Source organism: Nocardia carnea NBRC 14403 (genome assembly GCF_000308515.1).
Lineage (GTDB): Bacteria > Actinomycetota > Actinomycetes > Mycobacteriales > Mycobacteriaceae > Nocardia > Nocardia carnea.
Window position 1 is genome coordinate 148,823 of record NZ_BAFV01000029.1, and the last position, 20,773, is coordinate 169,595.

Annotated in this window: 17 protein-coding genes; 13 read left to right on the forward strand and 4 right to left on the reverse strand. The window is 67.2% G+C overall.

Features of this window, described 5'->3' with window-relative positions; translation table 11 throughout:
• The first annotated feature begins 105 nt into the window (after positions 1 to 105).
• From ON22_RS11200 to ON22_RS11210, 3 genes are read left to right on the forward strand one after another with little or no spacing between them, the layout of a single operon-like run.
• Complete coding sequence (locus tag ON22_RS11200) at positions 106 to 1,245, forward strand: saccharopine dehydrogenase NADP-binding domain-containing protein (RefSeq protein ID WP_033246223.1); 1,140 nt, start codon at positions 106 to 108, stop codon at positions 1,243 to 1,245.
• Positions 1,242 to 2,402, forward strand: a complete 1,161-nt coding sequence (locus ON22_RS11205) for a Gfo/Idh/MocA family oxidoreductase (RefSeq protein ID WP_231508716.1) — start codon at positions 1,242 to 1,244, stop codon at positions 2,400 to 2,402. The genes ON22_RS11200 and ON22_RS11205 overlap by 4 nt, the downstream gene beginning before the upstream one ends.
• Positions 2,399 to 3,691 carry a cytochrome P450 gene (locus ON22_RS11210; protein ID WP_051157457.1) on the forward strand — a complete coding sequence of 431 codons (1,293 nt, stop codon included), beginning with the start codon at positions 2,399 to 2,401 and terminating at the stop codon, positions 3,689 to 3,691. The genes ON22_RS11205 and ON22_RS11210 overlap by 4 nt, the downstream gene beginning before the upstream one ends.
• Positions 3,692 to 3,739: 48 nt before the next feature.
• Here ON22_RS11210 and ON22_RS11215 read toward each other — a convergent pair whose 3' ends face one another.
• Positions 3,740 to 4,453: a class I SAM-dependent methyltransferase gene (locus ON22_RS11215; RefSeq protein ID WP_033246221.1), complete on the reverse strand. Its 714-nt coding sequence runs from the start codon at positions 4,451 to 4,453 to the stop codon at positions 3,740 to 3,742.
• Between the two features lie 98 nt (positions 4,454 to 4,551).
• On the opposite strand from ON22_RS11215, the gene ON22_RS35640 reads away from it, so the two are divergent.
• Positions 4,552 to 5,055 carry a flavin reductase family protein gene (locus tag ON22_RS35640; RefSeq protein ID WP_081595492.1) on the forward strand — a complete coding sequence of 168 codons (504 nt, stop codon included), beginning with the start codon at positions 4,552 to 4,554 and terminating at the stop codon, positions 5,053 to 5,055.
• A gap of 80 nt (positions 5,056 to 5,135) precedes the next feature.
• Here the strand turns inward: ON22_RS35640 and ON22_RS37930 are convergent, their stop codons facing one another.
• Positions 5,136 to 5,705, reverse strand: coding sequence for a Fur family transcriptional regulator (locus ON22_RS37930; protein ID WP_255218527.1), 570 nt, complete (start codon positions 5,703 to 5,705; stop codon positions 5,136 to 5,138).
• A gap of 72 nt (positions 5,706 to 5,777) precedes the next feature.
• On the opposite strand from ON22_RS37930, the gene ON22_RS11230 reads away from it, so the two are divergent.
• The 7 genes from ON22_RS11230 to ON22_RS11255 all read left to right on the forward strand — a co-directional run bounded on the left by ON22_RS11230 (position 5,778) and on the right by ON22_RS11255 (position 14,404).
• Positions 5,778 to 7,181, forward strand: coding sequence for an MFS transporter (locus ON22_RS11230; protein ID WP_033246220.1), 1,404 nt, complete (start codon positions 5,778 to 5,780; stop codon positions 7,179 to 7,181).
• 471 nt (positions 7,182 to 7,652) lie between these two features.
• Positions 7,653 to 8,927, forward strand: a complete 1,275-nt coding sequence (locus ON22_RS11235) for a cation:proton antiporter (protein ID WP_051157460.1) — start codon at positions 7,653 to 7,655, stop codon at positions 8,925 to 8,927.
• 244 nt (positions 8,928 to 9,171) lie between these two features.
• Positions 9,172 to 10,206, forward strand: a complete 1,035-nt coding sequence (locus ON22_RS11240) for an acyl-CoA dehydrogenase family protein (RefSeq protein WP_033246219.1) — start codon at positions 9,172 to 9,174, stop codon at positions 10,204 to 10,206.
• A gap of 223 nt (positions 10,207 to 10,429) precedes the next feature.
• Positions 10,430 to 11,209 (forward strand): alanine racemase, encoded by a 780-nt coding sequence (locus tag ON22_RS37535; protein ID WP_197039719.1) that lies wholly within the window; start codon positions 10,430 to 10,432, stop codon positions 11,207 to 11,209.
• 33 nt (positions 11,210 to 11,242) lie between these two features.
• Positions 11,243 to 11,869 (forward strand): type III PLP-dependent enzyme domain-containing protein, encoded by a 627-nt coding sequence (locus ON22_RS37540; RefSeq protein WP_197039718.1) that lies wholly within the window; start codon positions 11,243 to 11,245, stop codon positions 11,867 to 11,869.
• Positions 11,866 to 13,185, forward strand: a complete 1,320-nt coding sequence (locus ON22_RS11250; RefSeq protein ID WP_033246218.1) for a pyridoxal-phosphate dependent enzyme — start codon at positions 11,866 to 11,868, stop codon at positions 13,183 to 13,185. The genes ON22_RS37540 and ON22_RS11250 overlap by 4 nt, the downstream gene beginning before the upstream one ends.
• Positions 13,186 to 13,198: 13 nt before the next feature.
• Positions 13,199 to 14,404, forward strand: coding sequence for an aminotransferase class V-fold PLP-dependent enzyme (locus tag ON22_RS11255; protein WP_231508715.1), 1,206 nt, complete (start codon positions 13,199 to 13,201; stop codon positions 14,402 to 14,404).
• A gap of 40 nt (positions 14,405 to 14,444) precedes the next feature.
• Here ON22_RS11255 and ON22_RS11260 read toward each other — a convergent pair whose 3' ends face one another.
• Entirely contained in the window at positions 14,445 to 15,314 is an 870-nt protein-coding gene (locus tag ON22_RS11260; RefSeq protein ID WP_051157461.1) for a methyltransferase domain-containing protein, read from the reverse strand.
• Positions 15,315 to 16,200: 886 nt separating this feature from the next.
• Between ON22_RS11260 and ON22_RS11270 the strand changes: the two genes are divergently transcribed.
• The gene (locus ON22_RS11270) at positions 16,201 to 17,895 is read left to right on the forward strand and encodes a hydrogenase maturation protein (protein WP_033246215.1); all 1,695 of its coding nucleotides are present in this window, start codon (positions 16,201 to 16,203) and stop codon (positions 17,893 to 17,895) included.
• Between the two features lie 159 nt (positions 17,896 to 18,054).
• A complete protein-coding gene (locus ON22_RS11275) occupies positions 18,055 to 18,891 on the forward strand; it encodes an MHYT domain-containing protein (RefSeq protein WP_033246214.1) in 837 nt (278 codons plus the stop codon).
• Between the two features lie 287 nt (positions 18,892 to 19,178).
• Here ON22_RS11275 and ON22_RS11280 read toward each other — a convergent pair whose 3' ends face one another.
• Positions 19,179 to 20,756 (reverse strand): LVIVD repeat-containing protein, encoded by a 1,578-nt coding sequence (locus ON22_RS11280; RefSeq protein WP_051157462.1) that lies wholly within the window; start codon positions 20,754 to 20,756, stop codon positions 19,179 to 19,181.
• Between the last annotated feature and the right edge of the window lie 17 nt (positions 20,757 to 20,773).

The following is a 20,773-nucleotide window of genomic DNA, read 5'->3' on the forward strand; positions in this document are numbered from 1 at the left end:
GGTCCAAGTGTTTACGAGAAGGATTCATGACTGAGTACGAAGAGCCGGTCACCGGTACGGCACCGGCGGTCGCGCCGGGTGCCGTGCCGTCGAGGAGGTGCGGTAATGACAGGGACCGGTAGCCGGGTAGCGGTGCTCGGTGCCACGGGTGTCGTCGGGCGGGCGGCGGTGCGGATGCTCACCAGGCTCGGTATGGGCGAACTGCGAATCGGCGCGCGAGCGGTCGGCGGGATCGACTCCGCGGCCGTGCCGCCCGGGGCCGAGGTGCGGCGGGTCGACGCCGGCGACCCGGCATCGCTCGAGCAGTTCTGCGCGGGAACACGGCTGGTGCTCAACTGCGCGGGCCCGTCCTACCTGTTGGTGGACCGGGTGGCGCGGGCCGCGCTGGCGGCCGGCAGTGACTATGTCGATGTCTCCGGGGACGGGCCCGCCCATCGGCTGCTCGAAGGGTCGCCGCTGCTGACCGGTGAGCGGACTGCGGTGCTGTCCGCCGGTATGTTGCCCGGCCTGGCCAACGTTGTCCCCCGGCTGCTGGCCGACGACCTCACCGGCGCCCGGCTGGTCGTCTACGCGGGCGGTATCGAGCCGTTCGCGCCGGCCTCGGCGGGGGACCTCGCGCTGTCACTCGACAGTTCCGACGGCGCGGATGACGACGGCCACTGGTACGGCGAGACTCTCACCGCGTGGGCCGGCGGCCGACGCCGGCGCAATGCCCTTCCGGTGCGCGAGGACGTCGAGGTCGCCGGGTTCCCCGGCCGGGTGACCACGATGCCGTTCCTGACAGCGGACGCCGAGCGGCTCGCCCGCACGACGGGACTCGACGATCTCCACTGGTACAACGTGTTCGTGGGCACTGCGTTGCGGCTCACGCTCACCCGGCTCCGCGGCCGGGTCCGCAGCGACCCGGCCACCCTGGCCGCTATCGCCGACGAGATCAGCACGGCGGCCGGACTCGACCTGGCCGGACTCGACCCCTTCTATCTGATGGCCTTTACGGTGCACGGCCCGGACACCACCGCTACCGCGGTGTTGCGTACCTCGAGCAGTTTCGAGCTCACCGCCGCCACAGCCGCGTACGCGGTCGAATCCGTGCTGGCCGGGAAGGTCGCCGCGGGTCTGCACTACGCCGACGATGTCCTCGACCCCCGCGGGCTACTCGACGCCGTGACCGGTCTCGGAGCGCTACCCGTATTTCAGACCCATCGTCATGCCCATGACGAACCCATGGAGATCGGCAGCTTGTGAACGAATCGCCAGAAACGCCGAGCCGGCAGAGCATGCAGTCCGCACCACCGAAGGTTGTCGTGTGCGGTACCTCGTTCGGCCGGGTGTACCTGAAAGCGGTGCACGAAGACCCGGGCGTCGAACTCGCGGGCGTCGTCTCGCGCGGTAGTGCCGCCTCGCGGGGGTATGCGAAATCCTATGGAGTGCCGCATTATCTCGGCGTCGAGCAGCTCCCCGATGATATCGATATCGCCTGCGTCGCGGTGCGGGCCGGCGCCGCGGGCGGCGACGGCGCGAAACTGTCGCAGAGCCTGTTGAGCCGCGGCATTCACGTGTTGCAGGAGCACCTGCTGCATCCCGGCGAGCTCACCGATTGTCTGCGCACCGCCCGCGACAACGGGGTGTGCTATCGGCTCAACTCGTTCTATCCGCACCTACCGCCGGTCGAGCTGTTCTTGCAGGCGGCGGAGATCCTGCGGGAGCGGCAGCAGCCGTTACATGTCGATGCCGCGGCAGGTAGCCAAGTGGTCTATTCGCTGCTCGATATCGTCGGCCGAGCGGTCGGCCGGCTCCGGCCGTGGGCGATCGGCGATCCCGCACCTGTCCCCCCGGAACTGGCCGCACTGGCCGATCCACCGATGCCCTACACCCACCTCACCGCGGTGATCGGCGGTGTTCCGGTGTCGTTGCGGGTGCAGAACCAGATTCACCCCGCCGACCCGGACAACCACGCCCTGCTGCTGCACCGGCTCGCGATCGCCTTCGAAGGCGGAGTGCTGTCCCTCGCCGATACCCACGGTCCGGTGTTGTGGAGTCCGCGGCTGCACACCGATCGCGACGCGACCGGACGACTGGTCATGTCCGGACCCGGTACCGAACGGCTCGAAATACCGAGCACCCAGATTCTCGGCCCGGCGGACGTACCCACATTCCGGACCGTCTTCGACGAACTCTGGCCGGGCAGTGTCCGGGTAGCGCTCGATCAGTTGCGCGCCGATATCGCCGATCCGCGCCGTTGCATCGGCGCCGGCCAGTGGGCTGTGACCGTCACCGCACTCTGGCAACGACTCACGACGGTGCTCGGGCAACCCGAGCTGATCCGGCCGGACACACCCACGCCGGTGCCGCTACCCGAACTGCTCGCCGCCCGTCCGCCGTGGACCGGTGATGCCCGATGACCACCACCGACTCGCCACGCGAACTGGCTGACCTGCAGGCATTCTCGGCCGACCCGTTCACGACGATGCAGCGGCTCTACCGTGACAACGGTGCGATCTCCACAGTCGGCGCCGGACCGATGCGTTTCCGGATAGCCCTCGGCACCGAGGCAAGCGCCTACATCCTCGCGAACAGTCACCTTTTCAGCTGGGAAGCGGCATTCGCCGCGCTGGCCCCGCTGACCGGACGGTCCGCTCTGCTCGTCAACGACGGTGACCGGCATCGCCGCCTGCGCCGGCTCGTTACCCCGGCCTTCACCGCCCGCCGGGTCGACGACCACCTCGATACGGTCACCCGGCATATCGGGACCGCCCTGGCGGAATGGGCACCGGGCGACGTTATCGACGTGTACCCAGCACTGCGCCGGGCCATGCGACTGGCCACTCTGGAGAGCTTGTTCGGCTCGGCCGCCATGGAACGTTCCGAAGGCCTGGACGATTGGCTACACGATATCCACCGCGCCATCGACACCGACGTAGTGGGCGGCAGCATAGAACGCGGATCGGGGTCACCCGTCTGGCGCCGGGCACTGCTGGCGCGTTCTTCGGTCCACCGCTGGGTGACCGCCGAGATCGAGCGGCGGGCCGAACAGGACGATCCGGGCAACGACGTCCTGGGCGCGTTGCTGCGCGGGGTGGACGGTGCCCGGCTCACCGACGACGAGATCACCGACCAGCTGGTCAGCCTGCTCGAGGCGGGAGCCGAGACCACGGCGGCGCAGCTGTCGTGGATGCTGTACTGCACGCTGCGCGATCGTCCTCTGTGGACGCAGATCACCGGCGCGATCGCCGAGCGTCGCGCGACCGAGCCGGATCCGCCCGGTCTGGATCACCTCGTCTCCGAGACCATGCGGCTCTACCCGGCGACGGCCATTATCTCGCGTACCGTCGCCACCGAGTTCACCCTGGCCGGACAGCGGTTCGTCCCCGGTGATCTGTTGATCTTCAGTCCGTTTCACACCCACCGGCTGGACTCGGTGTGGCCGGAGCCGCAACGCTTCGACCCCAGCAGATGGGATCCGGGTTCGGAGCGTTATCGCCGTCCGGCGCCGCACGAGTTCCTGCCCTTCGGGGTCGGTCCGCACCGCTGTACCGGCGCCAACTTCGCCACCATGGCGATCAAAGCCGCCTTTGCTGTCATCGCGCGAGGAATCGATGGTGAGCTGATGACAACCGATGCGCGGCCCGCGGGATTGATCGGCATGCACCCGAGCGGTGGCATCGTGATACGTATCGACGAAAAACACTGAAGCATCGGGATGTACCCGCGGCCTGCACCGCGGGTACATCCGCTCGGCTCAGGTGCGCGGAGCGCGCAGGACACCGGCCTGGGCGGTGAGCTGTTCGCCGGTCAGACCGGTTTCCTCGGCCAGATCCTCGATGCCGAACGTATGCCACTCGCTGACATTGCGGACCACCCGGGTGGGTGCCGCATCGCCACTGATCTGCCACGTCGAGGTCATCCGGATCAGATCGCCGCCGACCGGCTCGGCCTCGAGCGACCCTTCGTAGACGAGGTCGCCGATCTGCTCACGGGCCAGTTCCATAGTGGGCAATGTCGTAGGACGGGTAACCGGTAGCAGTTCGACCAGCACCGGTGCTCCGGGCGCCAGCCGGGGCAGTACTCGATCCCACAGTGCCCGGCGCTCTTCGGCTTCGATATGCCCGAGTACGCCGAAGACGATCAATGCCGAGATCGAGTCGGGCAGTACAACCGATTCCGCCGGCTCTGCCACGATGGTGACCCGGCGCCGGAGGTCCTCGTCGGCGACCACATCATGGGTCAGGACCGCCCGCATCGCCGGCGCCGGTTCGCAGGCGAGGATTTTCGCCGTCGGGAGCACCTCGGCGACGATGCGGCAGGTACGTCCGGTACCGGCGCCGATATCGACCACAGGGCCAGCGCTCGGGTCGACGTCGGCCAGTATTTTCCGAAGGGCGGCTTCACCTTCGGCGTGAGCGCGGGGGACCAGGTCGTAGAACTCGGCGACCGGCGAATAGAAGTCGTCCATGCACATCTCTCCTGCTTCGTGACCACAGCCACGCGGCTGTTTAATGAAAAAGATTATCATTATGCTGGTGTGATTCGGTGCCAGTGAAAGGGTCTGCGATGCCGTCGTTCCGGAGTACTCACGAGTCTCGCGCCGAGGGCGCTGACCGCCCGTCGATTGCTGTGGCCGGCTTTCCGGCGACCGGTAGTCGCTGGGAAAGCCGAAATGAGGGGATCGCAGCCGCGCCGGGCGCAGACACGGCAATCGCATCGACGAGCCTTTCCGAATTCGACCAGCGTGCTTTCCAGCAGGTGTGCGCTCGCTTCGGGTCCCACGTGCGCGATAGGTTCGCCGGAACAGAGTGGTACACCTCGGACCTGGGCCTGCCTGTGCTGGGCAATGCACTCGCGGCCATTCACTGTTCGGTGGCGGACGTCGTAGACGGCGGCGATCATTTCATCGTCGTCGGCCGGGTGCTGGCGCTGTCGGAATCCGCCGGTGCCGGTCGGCCGCTGTTGTTCTACCGGGGCCGGTACGCCGCTATGGCGCCCATCGATCCGTTGTACGCGGCATGGCATGCCGACCTGGAGTACTTCCTCGCCGCGCCATCCGACTCGTGGTAGGCCCGTCGCACGCTCTGTTGCGAGCGGTCGCGGTAGCCGGCCGGATCCCTGACGGTTTCTGTACTCGCCTCTCGGGCGACCTACTCGTTATGCGATGTAATACAGCGAGAACACACCCCGTCGAGTTCGAGTGCATGCCTGATATCGATGAACCCGGTGGTCCGAGGGAGTTCGTCGATCCATTTCTCGACGACCTCGGCGTCGAGGGCGGTGCTGTCCCCGCGCTGCCGGCAGATCAGATGATGACGATGCAGGCGCGAGCGGCGAAGCTGATACCTGCGTTCGCCGTTCTCTTGGCGGACGATGTCGAGTCGTTGGCCCCGTTCCAGTCCGGCCAGTGTCCGGTAGGCGGTGGAGATTCCGATGCGGTGTCCATCGCGGCAGAGCTGGGTGTGCAACTCTTGTGTGGTGGCGAACTTCCCCTTGGCTTCGAGCGCGGACACGATCAACTCCCGCTGTCGCGACCAGCGGAGTCCCGTAGGGGTTGTCGCATACTCCCCGACCAGGGTCCCTGGTTGAGCATGGCTGAAAATGATTTTCAATAGTAGGCTGCCAGCGCCTGAAGGTGCGCCACTCGCGCCGTCGACGGATATGGCTGTACCCGGGTGTGCAGCCGCCGAGACTGTGTACGTGCCCGTGCCGTGAAACACGGTCGTGTGCAACGGAAGACGCTGCGGCGGAGCTATTTTGCCCTACGTTTCGATTTTCTGCTGGAGAGGTAGATGACTCAGCTCAACAGACCGGCCGCGGTGCTGGCCACGGTCGTGATTGTCCAATTCATGGTTTCCCTCGATTTGTCCGTGGTGAACGTCGCGCTGCCGGCGATCCAGTCCGAGTTCGGGATGTCGGCGACCGCATTGCAGTGGGTGGTCAACGCCTACATCGTGGTGTTCGGTGGTTTCCTGCTGCTCGGTGGCCGGCTCGGCGATGTGATCGGCCGCCGCAATACGATGCTCATCGGTCTCGGGGTCTTCGGTATCGCCAGCCTCGTGGGCGGGCTCGCGCAGGATCCAGCGTTGCTCATCGTGGCCCGGGCGGTCCAAGGCCTGGGTGCCGCGGCGTTGTCGCCGCTGTCGCTGGCGTTGATCAGTGTGACCTTCGAGGAGGGGCGTGCGCGCACCAAGGCCATGAGCCTGTGGGGTGCGTCCACCATGCTGGGCGGCACACTCGGTGTTGTCGCCAGTGGTGTACTCACCGACTTCGCGGATTGGCGGTGGGTTTTCCTGATCAATATCCCGATTGTCGCCGTTGCCGTGGTCACCGCGGTGGCCGGAATCGGCGGGGTCAGGGAAGGTGAGCGCCCCCGGCTCGATGCGCTCGGGGCGCTGCTGGTCACCGCGGGAATGATCCTGTTGATCCTCGGGGTGGTGCGGACCGACGAGCAGGGCTGGGCATCCGGTGCCACCGTGGCGACTCTCGCGGTGGCCGTGATCCTGCTGGCCGGGTTCGTCGTGGTGGAATCCCGGGTGTCCGAGCCGCTGATGCGGCTGGGATTATTAGCGCACGGAAGTGTGCTGGGCGCCAACGTTTTCGGGTTTATGATCACCGCGGGACAGCTGGCCGCGTTCTATTTCCTCTCGCTGCACATGCAGAACGTGCTGCAATACTCTCCGGTGGCAGCCGGCCTCGCGTTCGTTCCGTTCTCCATAGGTGCGGTGATAGGTATGTTCGGGGTCGGGCCGATCGTGCGGCGTTTCGGTCAGCGTGCCGCCCTGGTGGCGGGTGGTCTGCTCGGTGCGCTGGGTATCGCATGGTTCGGCCTGGCCGGGCCCGGCGGCTCGTTCGCCGCCCAGCTTCTCGGTCCGTCCATGGTGGCGAGTATCGGCATCGGAGCCAGCTTTGTCGTGATGGGTGCAGTGGCGATGCAGGGAGTTTCGGCGGAGGAGGCGGGGATGGCCTCCGGTCTGCTGAACAGTTCCCGCCAGCTCGGTGGTGCGATCGGCCTGGCCGTGCTGACGACGGTAGCGGCTGCGGTAACCGGGGACGGTCGGTCGCCGCAGGCGCTCAGCGACGGCTATTCCGCAGCTCTGCTGCTGGGTGCGGCCCTCATCGCGGTCGGTGCGGTAGTGGCGGGGGTGCTTGTCCCGCGGCCGGAAAAGGAGCAGGCGACGCCGGTCGGTGCGTAAGCTCGGCGACTCGGACCCGTCTCTTCGGGTCGCGCGTCGCGGGCTGTGCAGAATCTCGGTCTGCGCAGCCCGCGGCGGGTCGTGCCGGACCGTCTCATACGCCCGGGCTCGGCGATGTCGAGCAGATCTCATTCGCCTTTCGCACACCCATTCCCGGACGCTTATCGGCTGCCGGTCTGTGGTGCCGGAGTCGAAGGGCGAGGTCGCGCTCGGCGGTGGGAGCTCGGTCCTGTGGACACTCGCGCTGCGGCGGGAAGCAGCCTCGCCGCCAGTGTTCGTGCGGCTTCGGCGCGGGTCAGCGGTCGGATCTTCGGCAGAGTGCCAGTTTCCGGGTGGGTTCGATCGCTCTTCCGGGGCCGGTGCGGGTCGCGTCGCCGCGGGTTGTCACCGGTGGAATTGCGACGGTGGCAGAGCAGGCCGGTGGCACAACGGCGTCGGTGCCATGGTTCGCCCGGGGAACTGGATGGCTCGGTGACTCCGGATATCCTGTTGCGTCTGCTGGTGGCCTTCGCGCTGATCCTCGTGGTCGCGCGACTTGCCGGGTGGCTCGCCGAGCGGGTCGGCCAACCGGCTGTGGTTGGTGAGATCTGTGCGGGAATTCTGCTCGGCCCGACGTTGCTCAGTGGCGAGCTGACCCGGCTGCTGTTCCCCTCCGAAGTGCGCCCTCCGCTGCGCATACTCGCCGACGTGGGCGTTGTGCTCTTCATGTTCCTCGTCGGCCTGGAGTTGAACGAGAAGCTGTTGCGCGGGCAGGGGAAAGCGGTGGCCGGTACAGCGCTGGGTTCCATGGCGGTGCCGTTCGTGCTGGGGGTTGCGCTGGCGCTGTATCTGGTCGACAAGCACCCCACCGGGGATCGCCTGGCTTTCGTGCTGTTCCTGGGAACCGCGATGTCGGTCACTGCCTTTCCCGTGCTGGCCCGCATCCTGGGCGACCGTGGGCTGATGGAAACCCGGATCGGTGCGCTCGCGCTGGCCTGTGCTGCGGTGGGCGACGTTCTGGCGTGGACTCTGCTCGCAGTCGTAGCCGCGCTGGCCGGCGGTGCGGTAGCGCTGTGGTGGCAGCTCCTTTTCGTCGTGCCGTTCGCCGTGCTGCTCGTATTCGTGATGCGGCCTGCGCTGACTCGGCTGGGAGATCGCTGGAATCGGGGCCGGCCCGGGGTCACGCGGCGGAGACGTGCCGGAGTTCTCGCTGTGGTCGCGGCCGGGTTGGCATTGTCGGCCGGGGCCACCGAATGGATGGGGCTGCACCTGATCTTCGGGGCATTTCTTTTCGGTGTGGCCATGCCGCGCCGGAACTGGGACAGCATGCACGAATGGACGCTGCCGTGGGTGCGGCGAGTCGCTTCGCTGCTGCTGCCGGTGTTCTTCGCTGTTGCCGGGCTGGCGGTGGACCTTTCCGAGGTCGGCGGTTCCGTCCTGGGCGAACTGGCCCTCGTGCTGTTGGTCGCCATCGGCGGTAAGGGTCTCGGCGCGTACATCGGCGCCCGCCTGAGTGGGATCCCGGTGCGGTCTTCGGCGATACTCGCGATCTTGCTCAACACCAGGGGGCTCACCGAGTTGATCGCGCTGACTGTAGGGCTTCAATTGGGTCTGCTCGACACGGCCCTGTATTCACTGCTGGTGGTGATGGCCCTGGTGACAACGGCAATGACCGGGGCGCTGATGCCCCTGGTGCATTCGCGGTCCCGCGGGCGGCCCGAGGCGCAACTTCGGATCCTGCCGCCAGGGGTGCAGTCCGGGAGCTGACCGGCACCGGCGGTGATGACGGCCCGCTTCTGTTCGGCTGCGACAGTGGTGAGCGCAGGCTCTGGGCCCGGTGTCCCGGGTTCTGGCAAGGACAGGTGCTGCGGACCATATGGGGGTTACGCTGTATTAAAAATACGCGTGTGTTATTCGGTATCGGCCACGGAAGTCGCTGCGCGGCTGTGCACGCGGCAGCGAGTCCGTGAGTTCGAGCCCGCTCGTGCTCCTGTCGAGTCAGGAAGGTCCTATGGTTGACGTCGCCGATCCACAGTCTCTCGTTCAACGCGCCCGCCGAATCGCGGATGACGTGCTGTTTCCCGTGGCCGTACAGGTAGACCGCACGGGTACGGTGCCGCCGGAACACTGGGACCTATTGGCACGGGAAGGGCTGTACGGACTGGCGGCACCGGGGCCGGATCAGCTCGGCTTTGCGGAGATCGTCGAAGTGCTCGAGATTCTGGCCGGGGGATGCCTTGCCACCACTTTCGTATGGATGCAGCACAACGGCGCGGTGCTGAGCCTGGCGGGCAGCGAGAACACGGCGCTTCGTGCTCGGTACCTCGACGATCTGGTGCACGGGCGGGTCCGGGCCGGTGCGGCCTTTGCCGGAGTGCTGGCAAAGGCCGCGAAGCTGCACGCGGAACCGGTTGCCGACGGCCATCTGCTCAACGGCGAGGCACCGTTTGTCAGCGGCTGGGGTGTGGTGGATGTCGTGCAAGTGTCGGCAGTGGTGCCCGATGGGCGCGGCGGCACAGTGGTGTCGGGTCTCGTCGATGCCACCGCCGGTGCCGGGTTGACCGCCGACCCGATCGACCTCGCCATCGGCGAAGCCACGAAAACCGTCCGCCTGCGTTTCGCCGATTTCCTCGTGACTTCGGACCGGACCATCGCGGCGAGCCCATACTCCGATTTCGTCGGTCTGCAGAGTTTCGGCTCCCGGCTCAACGGGTGCGTCGCCTGCGGTGTCGCCGGGCGGGCCATCCGGTTGCTCCGCGAAGCAGGCCGAGTCGACGCCGCCACGGCCTTGGATCAGCAGTTGGCCCGAGCGCGGACGGAGCTGGACGCGGGCCTGGCGGACTCCACCCGGCTGCCCGCCGCTCGTGCCGGCGCCGCCGATCTGGCGGTGCGGGCGGCCGGCGCTCTCATCGCCGGCACCGGTGCCCGTGCCCTGCTCGCGGACAATCATGCGCAGTGTTCGCTGCGGGATGCGGTATTCACCGCGGTGGCGGGAAGCCGGCCGGAAATGCGCGACATTCTGGTGAATACAATGGCCGCCCGGTGACTCCGCTCGGCTCCCTCCTTCCCGTGAAGGGGCCGAGCGATCGGTGGGGTCGCTACTCTGGTATCGGAAACCATTGCCGTGCAGACGCTCCGGAGCACTATCGCGGCTCGTCTGTTGCTGCGGGGGTCGAACTCGTGGGCGGAAAGGATATCGAACACTTCCAACGGGCACCGCGGGTACCAGCAGCGGCGATGCGGTGCCGTAGCGCGAACGGGAGATGAGGGTGGAGCCGGAACCGATCCTGGAACCGCGGGTGGACGGACTGCTGCGCGATGTTCTCGCCGAACCCGAGCGGGTGTCCGCGATGGTGGAGGCGCTGGGTTCCCCGCTGAATGTGGTCGTCCCGGAACGGATGGCTGTAAACGCGGAGCACTATCGCGACGTGTATCGCAGGTATCGGCTGAGCGGGCGTACCTATTTCGCGCACAAGACCAACCGATCGAGCGCCTTCATCCGCTGTCTGGTGGCCGGGCAGTGCGGAGTCGACGTGGCTTCGCTCGGGGAACTGCGGCACGTACTCGCGGCGGGGTTCACGGGGGACCGGATCATGGCGACCGGTCCCAAGGACGCCGAGTTCCTGTGGCTGGCCGCCCGCGTCGGGGCGGTGGTCAACGCCGATTCCTGCGAAGAGCTGGCGGAATTGGCGGCGATCGCGGCGCGTTTCGGATCGGCGCCGGTGCGGGTGATGATCCGGCTCTCGGGGTTCGACTCCGCGGGTGTGCCGATTCTGAGCCGGCCCAGCCGGTTCGGCGTGCACGCCCGGGAACTGGGCGCGACACTGGATCTGCTCGACAAGCATCGGGATTCCCTGCGGTTGCTCGGCGTTTCCTATCACCTCGACACCACCGGAGTGGAGGAGAAGGCGCTGGCGCTCGAGGGGTGCCTACTGGCCATGCACCAGGCCTTGACTCGTGGTTTCGCGCCCACCGCGATCGATATCGGTGGCGGTTTCGGCGTGAACTACCTGGCCGATCGGGAGCAGTGGGAACGCTACACAACGTAACTGGGTTCTGCCGTGCTCGGCAGGCGGCCGTCGATGACCTGGCAGAACCATGGCTACGGCCTGCACGCCGAATCGGGGACGTTACGCGGCACGCTGGGGGTCTATCCCGCGTATCGAGAGGTTGCGGGTGCGCGCTACCTCGACGAGCTGCTGTCGTGGAAATCTTCCTCGCTGGGTAGATCACTGGCCACCCTGCTCCTGGAGAACCTCTACGAGCTCTATATCGAACCCGGTCGCGGGCTGACCGATCAGTGTGGTCTCACGCTGGCCCGGGTGGTCGAGGTTCGCACTACCCAGGCGGGGGACACGCTGGTCCGCGTCGCCGCGAACTCCCGTGACATCAGTGCCGAAAGTCATGCGGTACTGATGGATCCGGTGCTGTTGCCCGAACGGCCCGGCGTACCTGCCGGCGTCTATCTCACGGGCAACCTGTGCCTGGAGGACGACTTCATCACCCGCCGGCGTGTGACACTGCCGCGTACGCCGGTTCCCGGCGATCTGCTGGCCTTCGTGAACACGGCAGGTTACTTCATGGATTTCGCGGCGGACCACGCATTGATGCAGCCCATCGCCCGCACGGCGGCGGTGTTTCGTGACGGGGGTGGCTGGTCGTGGTGCCTGGATGAACAGTATTGGCCCGGGAAAGGTAGCCGCTCATGAAGTACGAGAGCATCCTCGACGTGGTCGGGGACACGCCACTGGTTCGTATCGCCCCCCAGGTGCACGGGCTGCGAAATATCGACCTCTTCGCCAAACTGGAGATGCTCAACCCGTTCGGCTCGGTGAAGGACCGGCCCGCCTGGAACATGGTGCGCGACGGACTGCCCGGCGCCGCGGCGCGTGGGGACGCCATCGTGGAACTGTCCAGCGGCAACACCGCGAAGGCGCTCGCGGTGATCGCTGCGATGCACGGGTTGCCGTTCAAGAGCGTCACCAACCGGATGCGGGTGCCCGAGATCAAGGACCTGCTGTTGTTGCTCGGCGCGCAGATCGAAGAACTGCCCGGGCAGACCGAGTGCCTGGACCCCACCGATACCGAGGATCCACTGAGCCGGATGTACCGCACGCTCACCGGGGACGGTAGCGGCTATCTGCACACCGATCAGTACTTCAATCCACGCAATCTCGACGCGCACCGTGCCGGCACGGCACCGGAGATCATCAAAGATCTCGACGGGCAGGGTCCGGATGTGTTCATCGCCTGCGTCGGCACCGCGGGCTCGTCTGCCGGCGTGGCGTCTGTGCTGTGCGAACACAATCCCGCGGTCGAGGTGGTCGGGTTGGTCGCGTCCAAAAGCGATTTCATCCCGGGCATCCGCAATATCGACGAGGTGAACGAGGTCGGCCTGTTCGAACCGGAGAACTACGACACCATCGACGCGGTGAGCGCGGACGAGGCTATCGAGGGAATGTTGATCCTCAACCGCCGGTGCGGCATCCTGGGCGGCCCGACGGCCGGTGCCGCTTATTTCGGTGCGTTGCGCTATCTCTCGGCTCTCGATGCCGGGCTCGCCGAACGCCGGACCGCGGTATTCATCGTCTGCGACCGGATCGAAAGCTATATGAGCTATATCCGGAAACGCCGGCCGGACCTGTTCAACCAGCCGGTGCGGCCGAATTCACTCGAGACGCTGGCCGAGGCCGAGGTCGCCAGGGCAACGCAGATGGATGTCGCCGAGGCACGCGAGTGGATTACCCGGCAGCGGCCGCTGATCGTGGACCTTCGTGGGGCATTCGCCTTCACCGCCCTGCACATCGAGAACTCCGTGAACATCGTCGACGACTTGTTCGACGAACTGGTCCGCGGCGGCCTGCCGTTCGGGGCGAGCCGGCCGGTGCTGCTGGTCTGCCCGGTCGGCGAGAAATCGGCGCGTTATGCCGCGTTGCTGACCAAAATGGGGCACCAGGACGCGCGCAGTCTGCGTGGCGGTGTAGTGGCCTGGCGCGACGCCGGCGCGCTCTTGGTCCGGGACTGATGCGATGACGGCCGTGACGAACCCGAGCGAAGTGCTCGACCGCCTTGCCGGCTGGCAGCGATCGCTGCGCGCGCAGTTCCCCATTATCGCGGACAACCCGGAGCTCGCGTATCTGGACAACGCGGCGACCACGCAGAAACCGCAGGCGGTGCTGGATGTCGTCACCGAATACCTGAGCACGGGAAACGCCAATGCCGCGCGTGGTTCCTACCCGTGGGCCACCGCCACCACCGCCCGGATCGAGGCAGCCCGGCAGCGCGTATGTTCGGCATTGGGCGATCGCGGCGGCGATTCGGTGGTCGAGTTCGTCGACGGCACCAGCGCCGGGCTGCGGGCGGTCGCCGGATGGCTGGCTGACCTGCTCGTCGACGGGGACGAGATCATCGTTCCGTTCGGTGATCACGAGTCCAATTTGCGGCCCTGGCTCGATATGCGGGATACCCTCGCCCGGAGCGGTACCCGGGTGCGGGTATTGCCCGTGCCGGTGGATCCCGCCTCCGGTGACTACGATCATCGCGCGCTCCCGGCGCTGGTGACCGAGCGAACCCGGTTCGTCGCGGTGACCCATGTGCACCATGTTTTCGGTGCCGATATGAATGTGCATCGCGTGCGTGCGGCGGTGGGACCCGAGATTCCGATCTGCTTGGACGCCGCGCAGAGCGTCGGACACCGCCCGGTATCGGTGGCCGAACTCGACGTCGACTTCGTGGTTTTCTCCGGGCACAAGATGCTGGCCCTGCCCGGTGTGGGTGCGGTATGGGCGCGTAACCGGCGCGGACCTCGCTTCGGGTTGCACGGCTGGGCAGGGACCCCGAACACCGCGGGAATCGTGAGCCTGGCGGCGGCATTCGACTGGCTCGACACCGCCGGCCCCGCCGAGATCCACGCGTGGACCACAGCGTTGAGTAGTCGGCTCACCGAGGGCCTCGCCGGACTCCGGGGTGTGCGGGTGCTCGGTTGTCAGACCAGCCTCTCCGCGGATTCTCCGGTACAGCGCCGGGAGGGCATCGTGACCTTCCGGCACGATCGGGTACGCGCCGACGACCTCGGGTTCGTTCTCGCCGACGAGGGAATCATGGTGCGGGCGGACAGCCAATGTCAGGCCGGCCGTGGCTCCGACGACCACGCTGTGCGGGTGAGCGCGTACGTCTACAACACACCGGAGGAGATCGACCGGGTGCTCGAGGTCGTCCGGCGATGCGAACAGATGACGAGCTGAACGCCGTGTGACAGCTTGCCTCCCGGCCGCTGGGTCGTGGCTACGCGTCGGGTTTGCGCCCGCTGAATCCGGTACGGGCGGTGAGCAGCGCCAGATCACCGCGGTGCCCGAGCCAGGCCGCGTCGTCGGGATCGAGCAGGTGCGACCAGGTCGCGGCGTCGTCCTCGGCCAGAAACGGCTGTGCCCGCCGGACCCGGGCCGCCAGCTCGGCGAGCACCACGTCGCGGGCGCGCTCGGAAAGCGGCGCAGGAATATCGACCAGCACGCTGAACGCAGTGATATCGGTGAGCCCGGCGGAGTGCAGGATCTCGTTCCAGCCCCGATTCGGCCGGGTGGCGCCCGGCCGACCGAAGAACCACTGTGTGAAATGCCGATCGTGTGCCTCGTCCAGCCGGACCTCGAGCCCGGGCCGCCCGATCCCGACATCCCAGGGCAGGCACCGGGACGGCAGCCCGCCCTCGGCCAGGCATATCCGGCCACCCGGCCGCAGCATGCCGACCAGCGCGCGCGCCGCAGCGTCCCAGTCACGAGCATGATGCACACACCACGACGACCAGACCGCGTCGACCGGCCCGGGCAACGGCGGCACACCCTCCTCGAGGTCGTGCAATACCAGACGGATTCGATCGGCCACACCCGCCGCGCGGGCGGTAGCAACGGTGACGTCCAGCATGGTGGCGTCCACGTCGACGGCGTAGACACAGCCCAGTTCGCCGACGGCATGCGCGAGCGCGACGGTCGCCGACCCGGCACCCGGCCCCACCTCGACGACGGTCTCACCCGGCCGCACGCCCAGCGGTTCGAGCAGGCGCACAGTGGCATCGAGAAACACGGCTTCGGCGGCGGCCGGGTCGTCGGTGGACGTCCCGGTCCCCGCTGGGCCGGTCCGTCGGCGCTGGCTGATCGTCACGGCAAGCGATACTACTGAACATCATTTTCAATGAATAATCGGCGCGCGACGGTTGCCGTTCACAACCCCAGCCGGGAGGGGCGACGGGACGTGGGAATCGGTTCACCGTTCGTGAATTGGACGGCAAACGCATCGCCGGTCTCCGCGTCACGCACAGCGTGTCTTGGCGCAGCCGTAGCGGGCACCTGGACCGTCTGGTCCGATCTCGCCTGTCCGCGGGGCGTCTCGGGGTGTGTGGCAGCGTGCCGACACCGAACGGAACGGGGTTTGAAGTGTTCGTCGCGATGTCGGCACGCTCGCACCGCAGGGGTGCGGCGGGCTCGAGGTGGCCCGCACATCAGGAATACCACCGATCCCCCGACGCGCTGAGTGACGGCTATTCCGCGGCTTTGCTGCTGGGCGCCGCCCTCATTGCCGTCGGTGCGTTGGCGGCAGGCGTGCTGATCCCGGGAGCAGACAAGGAGCGGCCGGCTGCGGTCGCTGCCTAACGCATTCGCCCAGCGCATCGAACCGGAGTCGGTAGGCCAGGCCGAGCCGATCCTGCATCGTCGCCGCGAGGCCAAGGCACTGGCTGCGAAGAACGGGTCCTGATCGCCCGGCCCGGAGCCACCGGGCGCCGGCGGAACGGGAACACCGCGAGATCATTCGTATCGGTGTACCGGTGGCGGAATCGGCCGTGGGCCGGGCGCCCGCCGCCGGACTGCCTGCGAGTGGCTCTTCCGGCCCGGAGGGTTCGGAATGTACTGGGCGGTGGACGGATACGTCGTGCGGTGAAATGTTGCGGGGATCACCCCGGACTGCGGATGGCGCGCCGGGGGATTAGCTTTGTCGGGAATCGAAACAATACTTTGGGATCGAACAGATCTCACCCGATGGAGGAAAAACCTTGCGCGTCCTGCTCGTCGCCAGCGCATTCAACAGTCTTACGCAGCGCGTGCACACCGAGTTACGCGGTCGCGGGCACGAGGTGGGGGTCGAACTGGCACTCGGCGACGATCTGCTGCGGGCCCGGGTCACGCATTTCCGCCCCGATCTCATCGTGGCGCCGATGCTGACCACGGCGATCCCGGAAGACATCTGGACCGCGCATACCGTGCTCATCGTGCATCCCGGACCGAAGGGAGACCGCGGGCCCTCCTCGCTCGACTGGGCGATCAGCACCGGGGCCCGGGAGTGGGGTGTGACCGTACTGCAGGCCGTCGCGGAAATGGATGCGGGGCCGATCTGGGCTTCCGTACGGTTCCCGGTGGCCGCCTGCGGGAAGAGCGAGCTGTACCGCAACGAGGTCTCCGATGCCGCCGTGACCGCGGTACTGCTGGCCGTCGACCGGTTCGCCGACAGCGAATTCGAGCCCGAGCCCCTGGATTACAGCCGTCCCGATGTGCGCGGGCAGTTGCGCCCCTACCATTCCCAGCAGTACCGCCGGATCGACTGGGGCAGCGAGGACACCGCGTCGATCCTGCGCAAACTGCGCGCCGCCGATTCGCAGCCGGGAGTGCTCGACGAACTGTACGGCCGGGAGTATTTCCTCCACGGCGGTCACCACGAAGACCGGTTGCGGGGCACCCCCGGGGCCGTCGTGGCCACTCGCGACGGAGCGATCTGCCGAGCCACTGTCGACGGGGCGGTCTGGCTGCCGCAGCTGCGGCGACGCCGGAAACCGGGCGGCCCGGCGACCTTCAAACGACCCGCCACCTATGCGCTCGGTACCGATCTGCCCGGCGATATTCCCGAGATACCGGTCACGCCCGCCGAGGCGGCGGTCCGCAATACCTGGTCGGAGCTGTGCTATTACGAGCAGGGCTCCGTCGGCTATCTGGAATTCGCCTTCGCCGGTGGCGCCATGAGTACCGTGCAGTGCCGGCGCCTGCTCGCGGCCTACCGTCATGCCTGTGCGCGGCCGATCCGTGCGCTGGTACTGGGCGCCGCCCGCGACTTCTTCTCCAACGGTATCCATCTCAATGTCATCGAGGCGGCCGAGGACCCGGGCGAGGAATCGTGGCGCAACATCACCGCGATGAACGATCTGGTGGAGGCCATCCTCACCACGACGGACAAACTGGTGATCTCGGCGTTGACCGGGAACGCCGCGGCCGGTGGGGTGATGCTCGCGCTGGCCGCCGACGAGGTGTGGTGCCGCGAATCGGCCGTGCTCAATCCGCACTACCGGCTCATGGGCCTGTACGGGTCGGAGTACTGGACGTATTCGCTGCCGCGCCGCGTGGGGGCGACCGAGGCCGCGCGGTTGACCCGCGACACCCTGCCGGTCGGCGCCCGCGCGGCGGCGGCCATCGGCCTGGTGGACCGGGTCGGGGCGGGCGGTACCGCCGAATTCCGTGAATGGGTGCGCCGGGAGGCGGCCCTGCTCGCCGATTCGCCGGAGCTCGAGGGCCGCCTGACGGCGAAGAAACGGCAGCGGGAAGCGGACGAAGCGGTCAAACCGCTGGCCGATTACCGTGCCGAGGAGCTGGCACATATGCGTCGGAACTTCTTCGCCGAGGGCGAGCCGTACCACCAGTTGCGGCAGAACTTCGTGTACAACGTCGTCCCCCCGGCCACCCCGGCCTATCTGCTGGGCTGATTCACCGGTCCGGGCCGGGTAGCCCAGTTGTGACATCAGGTGGCGTGGGCATACCCACCTGAGGTGAAATTTTTACTTTGTAGCCCGGCTTCGGGAACATCGAACTTCTGCCTGCGTGGCTGTGGTTCGGAAATCGACTAGTACAAGCGGAGTAGAGACGTGCTACAACTCGAGCACTTCAGCAACGGCTGGGTGACTCCTGTCCTTGCCTATGTGATGTCGTTCATCGGTTCGGTGCTCGGCCTGCGCTGCGCCGTTCGTGCGCGTACGGCGAGCCCCGCCTACGGCTGGCTGGTCGCGGCCGCCATCGCGCTGGGCGGTGCCGGAATCTGGGTTATGCATTTCACGGCGATGCTCGGCTTCACCATCGACGGTGCGAGCATCCGGTACAACATGCCGATGACGGTGCTGAGCGCGGTGATTGCGATCGTGGTGGTGCTGATCGGGCTGGTGATCGTCCGGGGGCAGCGAGAGGCGGTCGCACTGCCCCTCGGCGGTGCCATTACCGGGCTCGGCGTGGTGGCCATGCACTATCTGGGGATGGCCGCGATGAGCACCGGCGTCGATATGGAATACAGCACCGGCCTGGTCCTGCTGTCCATCGCGATCGCGGTGGTCGCGGCCACCGCCGCGTTGTGGTTCATGCTGCACGTGCAGGGCTGGGGCAACACCGTAGGAGCGGCGCTGATCATGGGGGTCGCGGTCTGCGGTATGCATTACACCGGTATGGCGTCCATGAGCGCGCACCACGGGGAACACCACGGGCTACCCGAGGGCGTCGCGCCCGTCGAACTGCTCACCCCGCTGCTGACCACGGTGGCGCTGGTCGTCGTGGGCCTCGTGGTGCTGGTCGGTGTGGCCGAGCTCGAGGTGCGCAGTGTCGCCGCGGCGAGCACGGTGCGCGAATCGGGTGAGGCCGGCACGCTGCTCACCACGGACCCCGCCACCTTGGCCCATAGTGGACGCCAGTGGCCACGGCTACCCACTCACGATTAGCCTCGTGTTCGCAGTCGTGACACCGTGGGCGGGGCCCGGTTGTTCCGATGGGCCGGTGGTCCTATTCTGGGCCGCCGTATCTGCAAACTGATGTGAGGATTGCTCGATGGGTAGTACCGTGCTCGATATCGCCGCACTGATCGTGATGCGGGTGGGGGATTTCTGGAACTGGATGGCCACCGGCTCGGCGGGGTTCCCGCCGCTGTGAGTCGCTGACAGCCGAGCCGAGCCCGGGTGCCGAGTGCACCCGGGCTCGGCTGTTTCAGGGGGCGCTCGCAGGGCCCCGGTCAGGAACCCACCACCGACTGCTGATCGGCCGGCGGTGTATACACCGATTCGTCGACGTGCAACACCATGAAACCGTTATCGGAACAGGTCACGTAGAGATCGTTGCCCCGCCATTCCGGCGGCGACAGGCACCAGTCGGTCGAGACATCGCCGAAGGCGAGTTTGCCGGTCCGCGCGGAGAGCGCCTGCGACGGGTCGAACTGCCCCTCGAGTACTGCGCGGGCCGCACTGGGCGCCGTCATCGCCGGAATACCGAGCAGTGACGCCAGTGCATGCGGGGAGTTGGTCAGTTCGAGGTTGCGTCCGGTGCGCGCCGGTGGATTGAAATAGGCGATCTCCCGGATCGCGTGCGGGTCGCGGATATCGAACACCCGGATACCGGACGATATCCAGCCGCAGGCCAGTGCGGTGGGGTTCGCCGGCCGGTCGGCGGCACAGTAATGGGATTCGTACGCGAACACCGAACCGCCCATGGAGGAGGCGATACTGCTGTCCAGATGCTGCGGCAGGTTGATCTCCAGTTTCACTTTGGCGACGACCCGGGGGTCGGTGTCGTCGGAGACGTCGATCAGTTTCACGCCTCCTGAACCGCCCTCGTCGACGGTGTAGATATGGGGCCGGCCGTCGTAGGTGACCGGAATACTGTGCTGCGTGGCCCAGCCGTCGGACCAGAACATCCGCCCGAGATGATGCACCTGCGGGTTGGGGTCGCGCCGCTGTACCGCGCTGATATCGAGCACTGTTACGCCGCTGAGAGCCGACAGATACAGCCGGTTGCCGTCCGGGCTCACCCCGAAACCATGGGCGGTGATACCGGTGAGACCCTGCCAGACGACCCGCGGGTTCGCGGGATCGGTGAGATCGACCGCGCTGAGGAAACCGGGTGTGATCCCGGAGGCCCAGTAGGTGTTGCCGTCCGGGGAGAATCCACCCTCATGGGTCGTGATCGGCAGCGGCATACCGAGGTTTGTACCCGGGCCGGGGTTCAGCAGCCGTGGATGTGCGCAGTCGGAAATATCGTAGACCGACAGATATCCGGCCCCGACCAGCATCGGGACCCCGGTGCCCACCAACAGCTTGCGCCGGGCGTTCACCTTCAAGCTCTCCCAGGTACCGGCGACCATGGCCGGTTCGTTCAGGGTCACGGTCGGGCGCGGATGCGCCGGATCGGAGACATCGAGGACCTGCACCCCGCCGTTCTGGTGCAGCAGGTTCCCGGGGAAGAAGGTCCCCATATAGGCGCAGTGCTCGAAGCTGGTCGAGGTGATCCCGGCGCCGCGGCCGGCGAACTGGCCGACCATCGACATATTGCAGCGGTAGCCCTGGGTGCTGCGTCCACTGTCGCGATCGGCCGCCGGAACGTCGCCCTGCAGCCCGGGTTCGGGCATGGCGCCGGGGCCGCATTCGGCGCGCGGTACGGCGGTACGGCCCACGTCGAGGAACTCCCGGACCTCGTTGTGGATATCGGCCTGCAGATCCGCTGTGGCGCTACCCGGCAGCAGAATCGCGGTGACCACCGTGACCACGCCGAGCACGACCGCTCTGGTCCGATGGAATTCTCCGAAGGGACGCCCCATTGCATCCTCGCGCTTCC

Excerpts from the sequence above, each read along its gene's own strand:
- ON22_RS11230 (WP_033246220.1), top strand. The coding sequence starts at position 5,778 with ATGACTCAGCTCAACAGACCGGCCGCGGTGCTGGCCACGGTCGTGATT.
- ON22_RS11200 (WP_033246223.1), top strand. The coding sequence starts at position 106 with ATGACAGGGACCGGTAGCCGGGTAGCGGTGCTCGGTGCCACGGGTGTC.
- ON22_RS37540 (WP_197039718.1), top strand. The coding sequence starts at position 11,243 with ATGACCTGGCAGAACCATGGCTACGGCCTGCACGCCGAATCGGGGACG.
- ON22_RS11250 (WP_033246218.1), top strand. The coding sequence starts at position 11,866 with ATGAAGTACGAGAGCATCCTCGACGTGGTCGGGGACACGCCACTGGTT.
- ON22_RS11240 (WP_033246219.1), top strand. The coding sequence starts at position 9,172 with ATGGTTGACGTCGCCGATCCACAGTCTCTCGTTCAACGCGCCCGCCGA.
- ON22_RS11210 (WP_051157457.1), top strand. The coding sequence starts at position 2,399 with ATGACCACCACCGACTCGCCACGCGAACTGGCTGACCTGCAGGCATTC.
- ON22_RS11215 (WP_033246221.1), bottom strand. The coding sequence starts at position 4,453 with ATGGACGACTTCTATTCGCCGGTCGCCGAGTTCTACGACCTGGTCCCC.
- ON22_RS11280 (WP_051157462.1), bottom strand. The coding sequence starts at position 20,756 with ATGGGGCGTCCCTTCGGAGAATTCCATCGGACCAGAGCGGTCGTGCTC.
- ON22_RS35640 (WP_081595492.1), top strand. The coding sequence starts at position 4,552 with ATGCCGTCGTTCCGGAGTACTCACGAGTCTCGCGCCGAGGGCGCTGAC.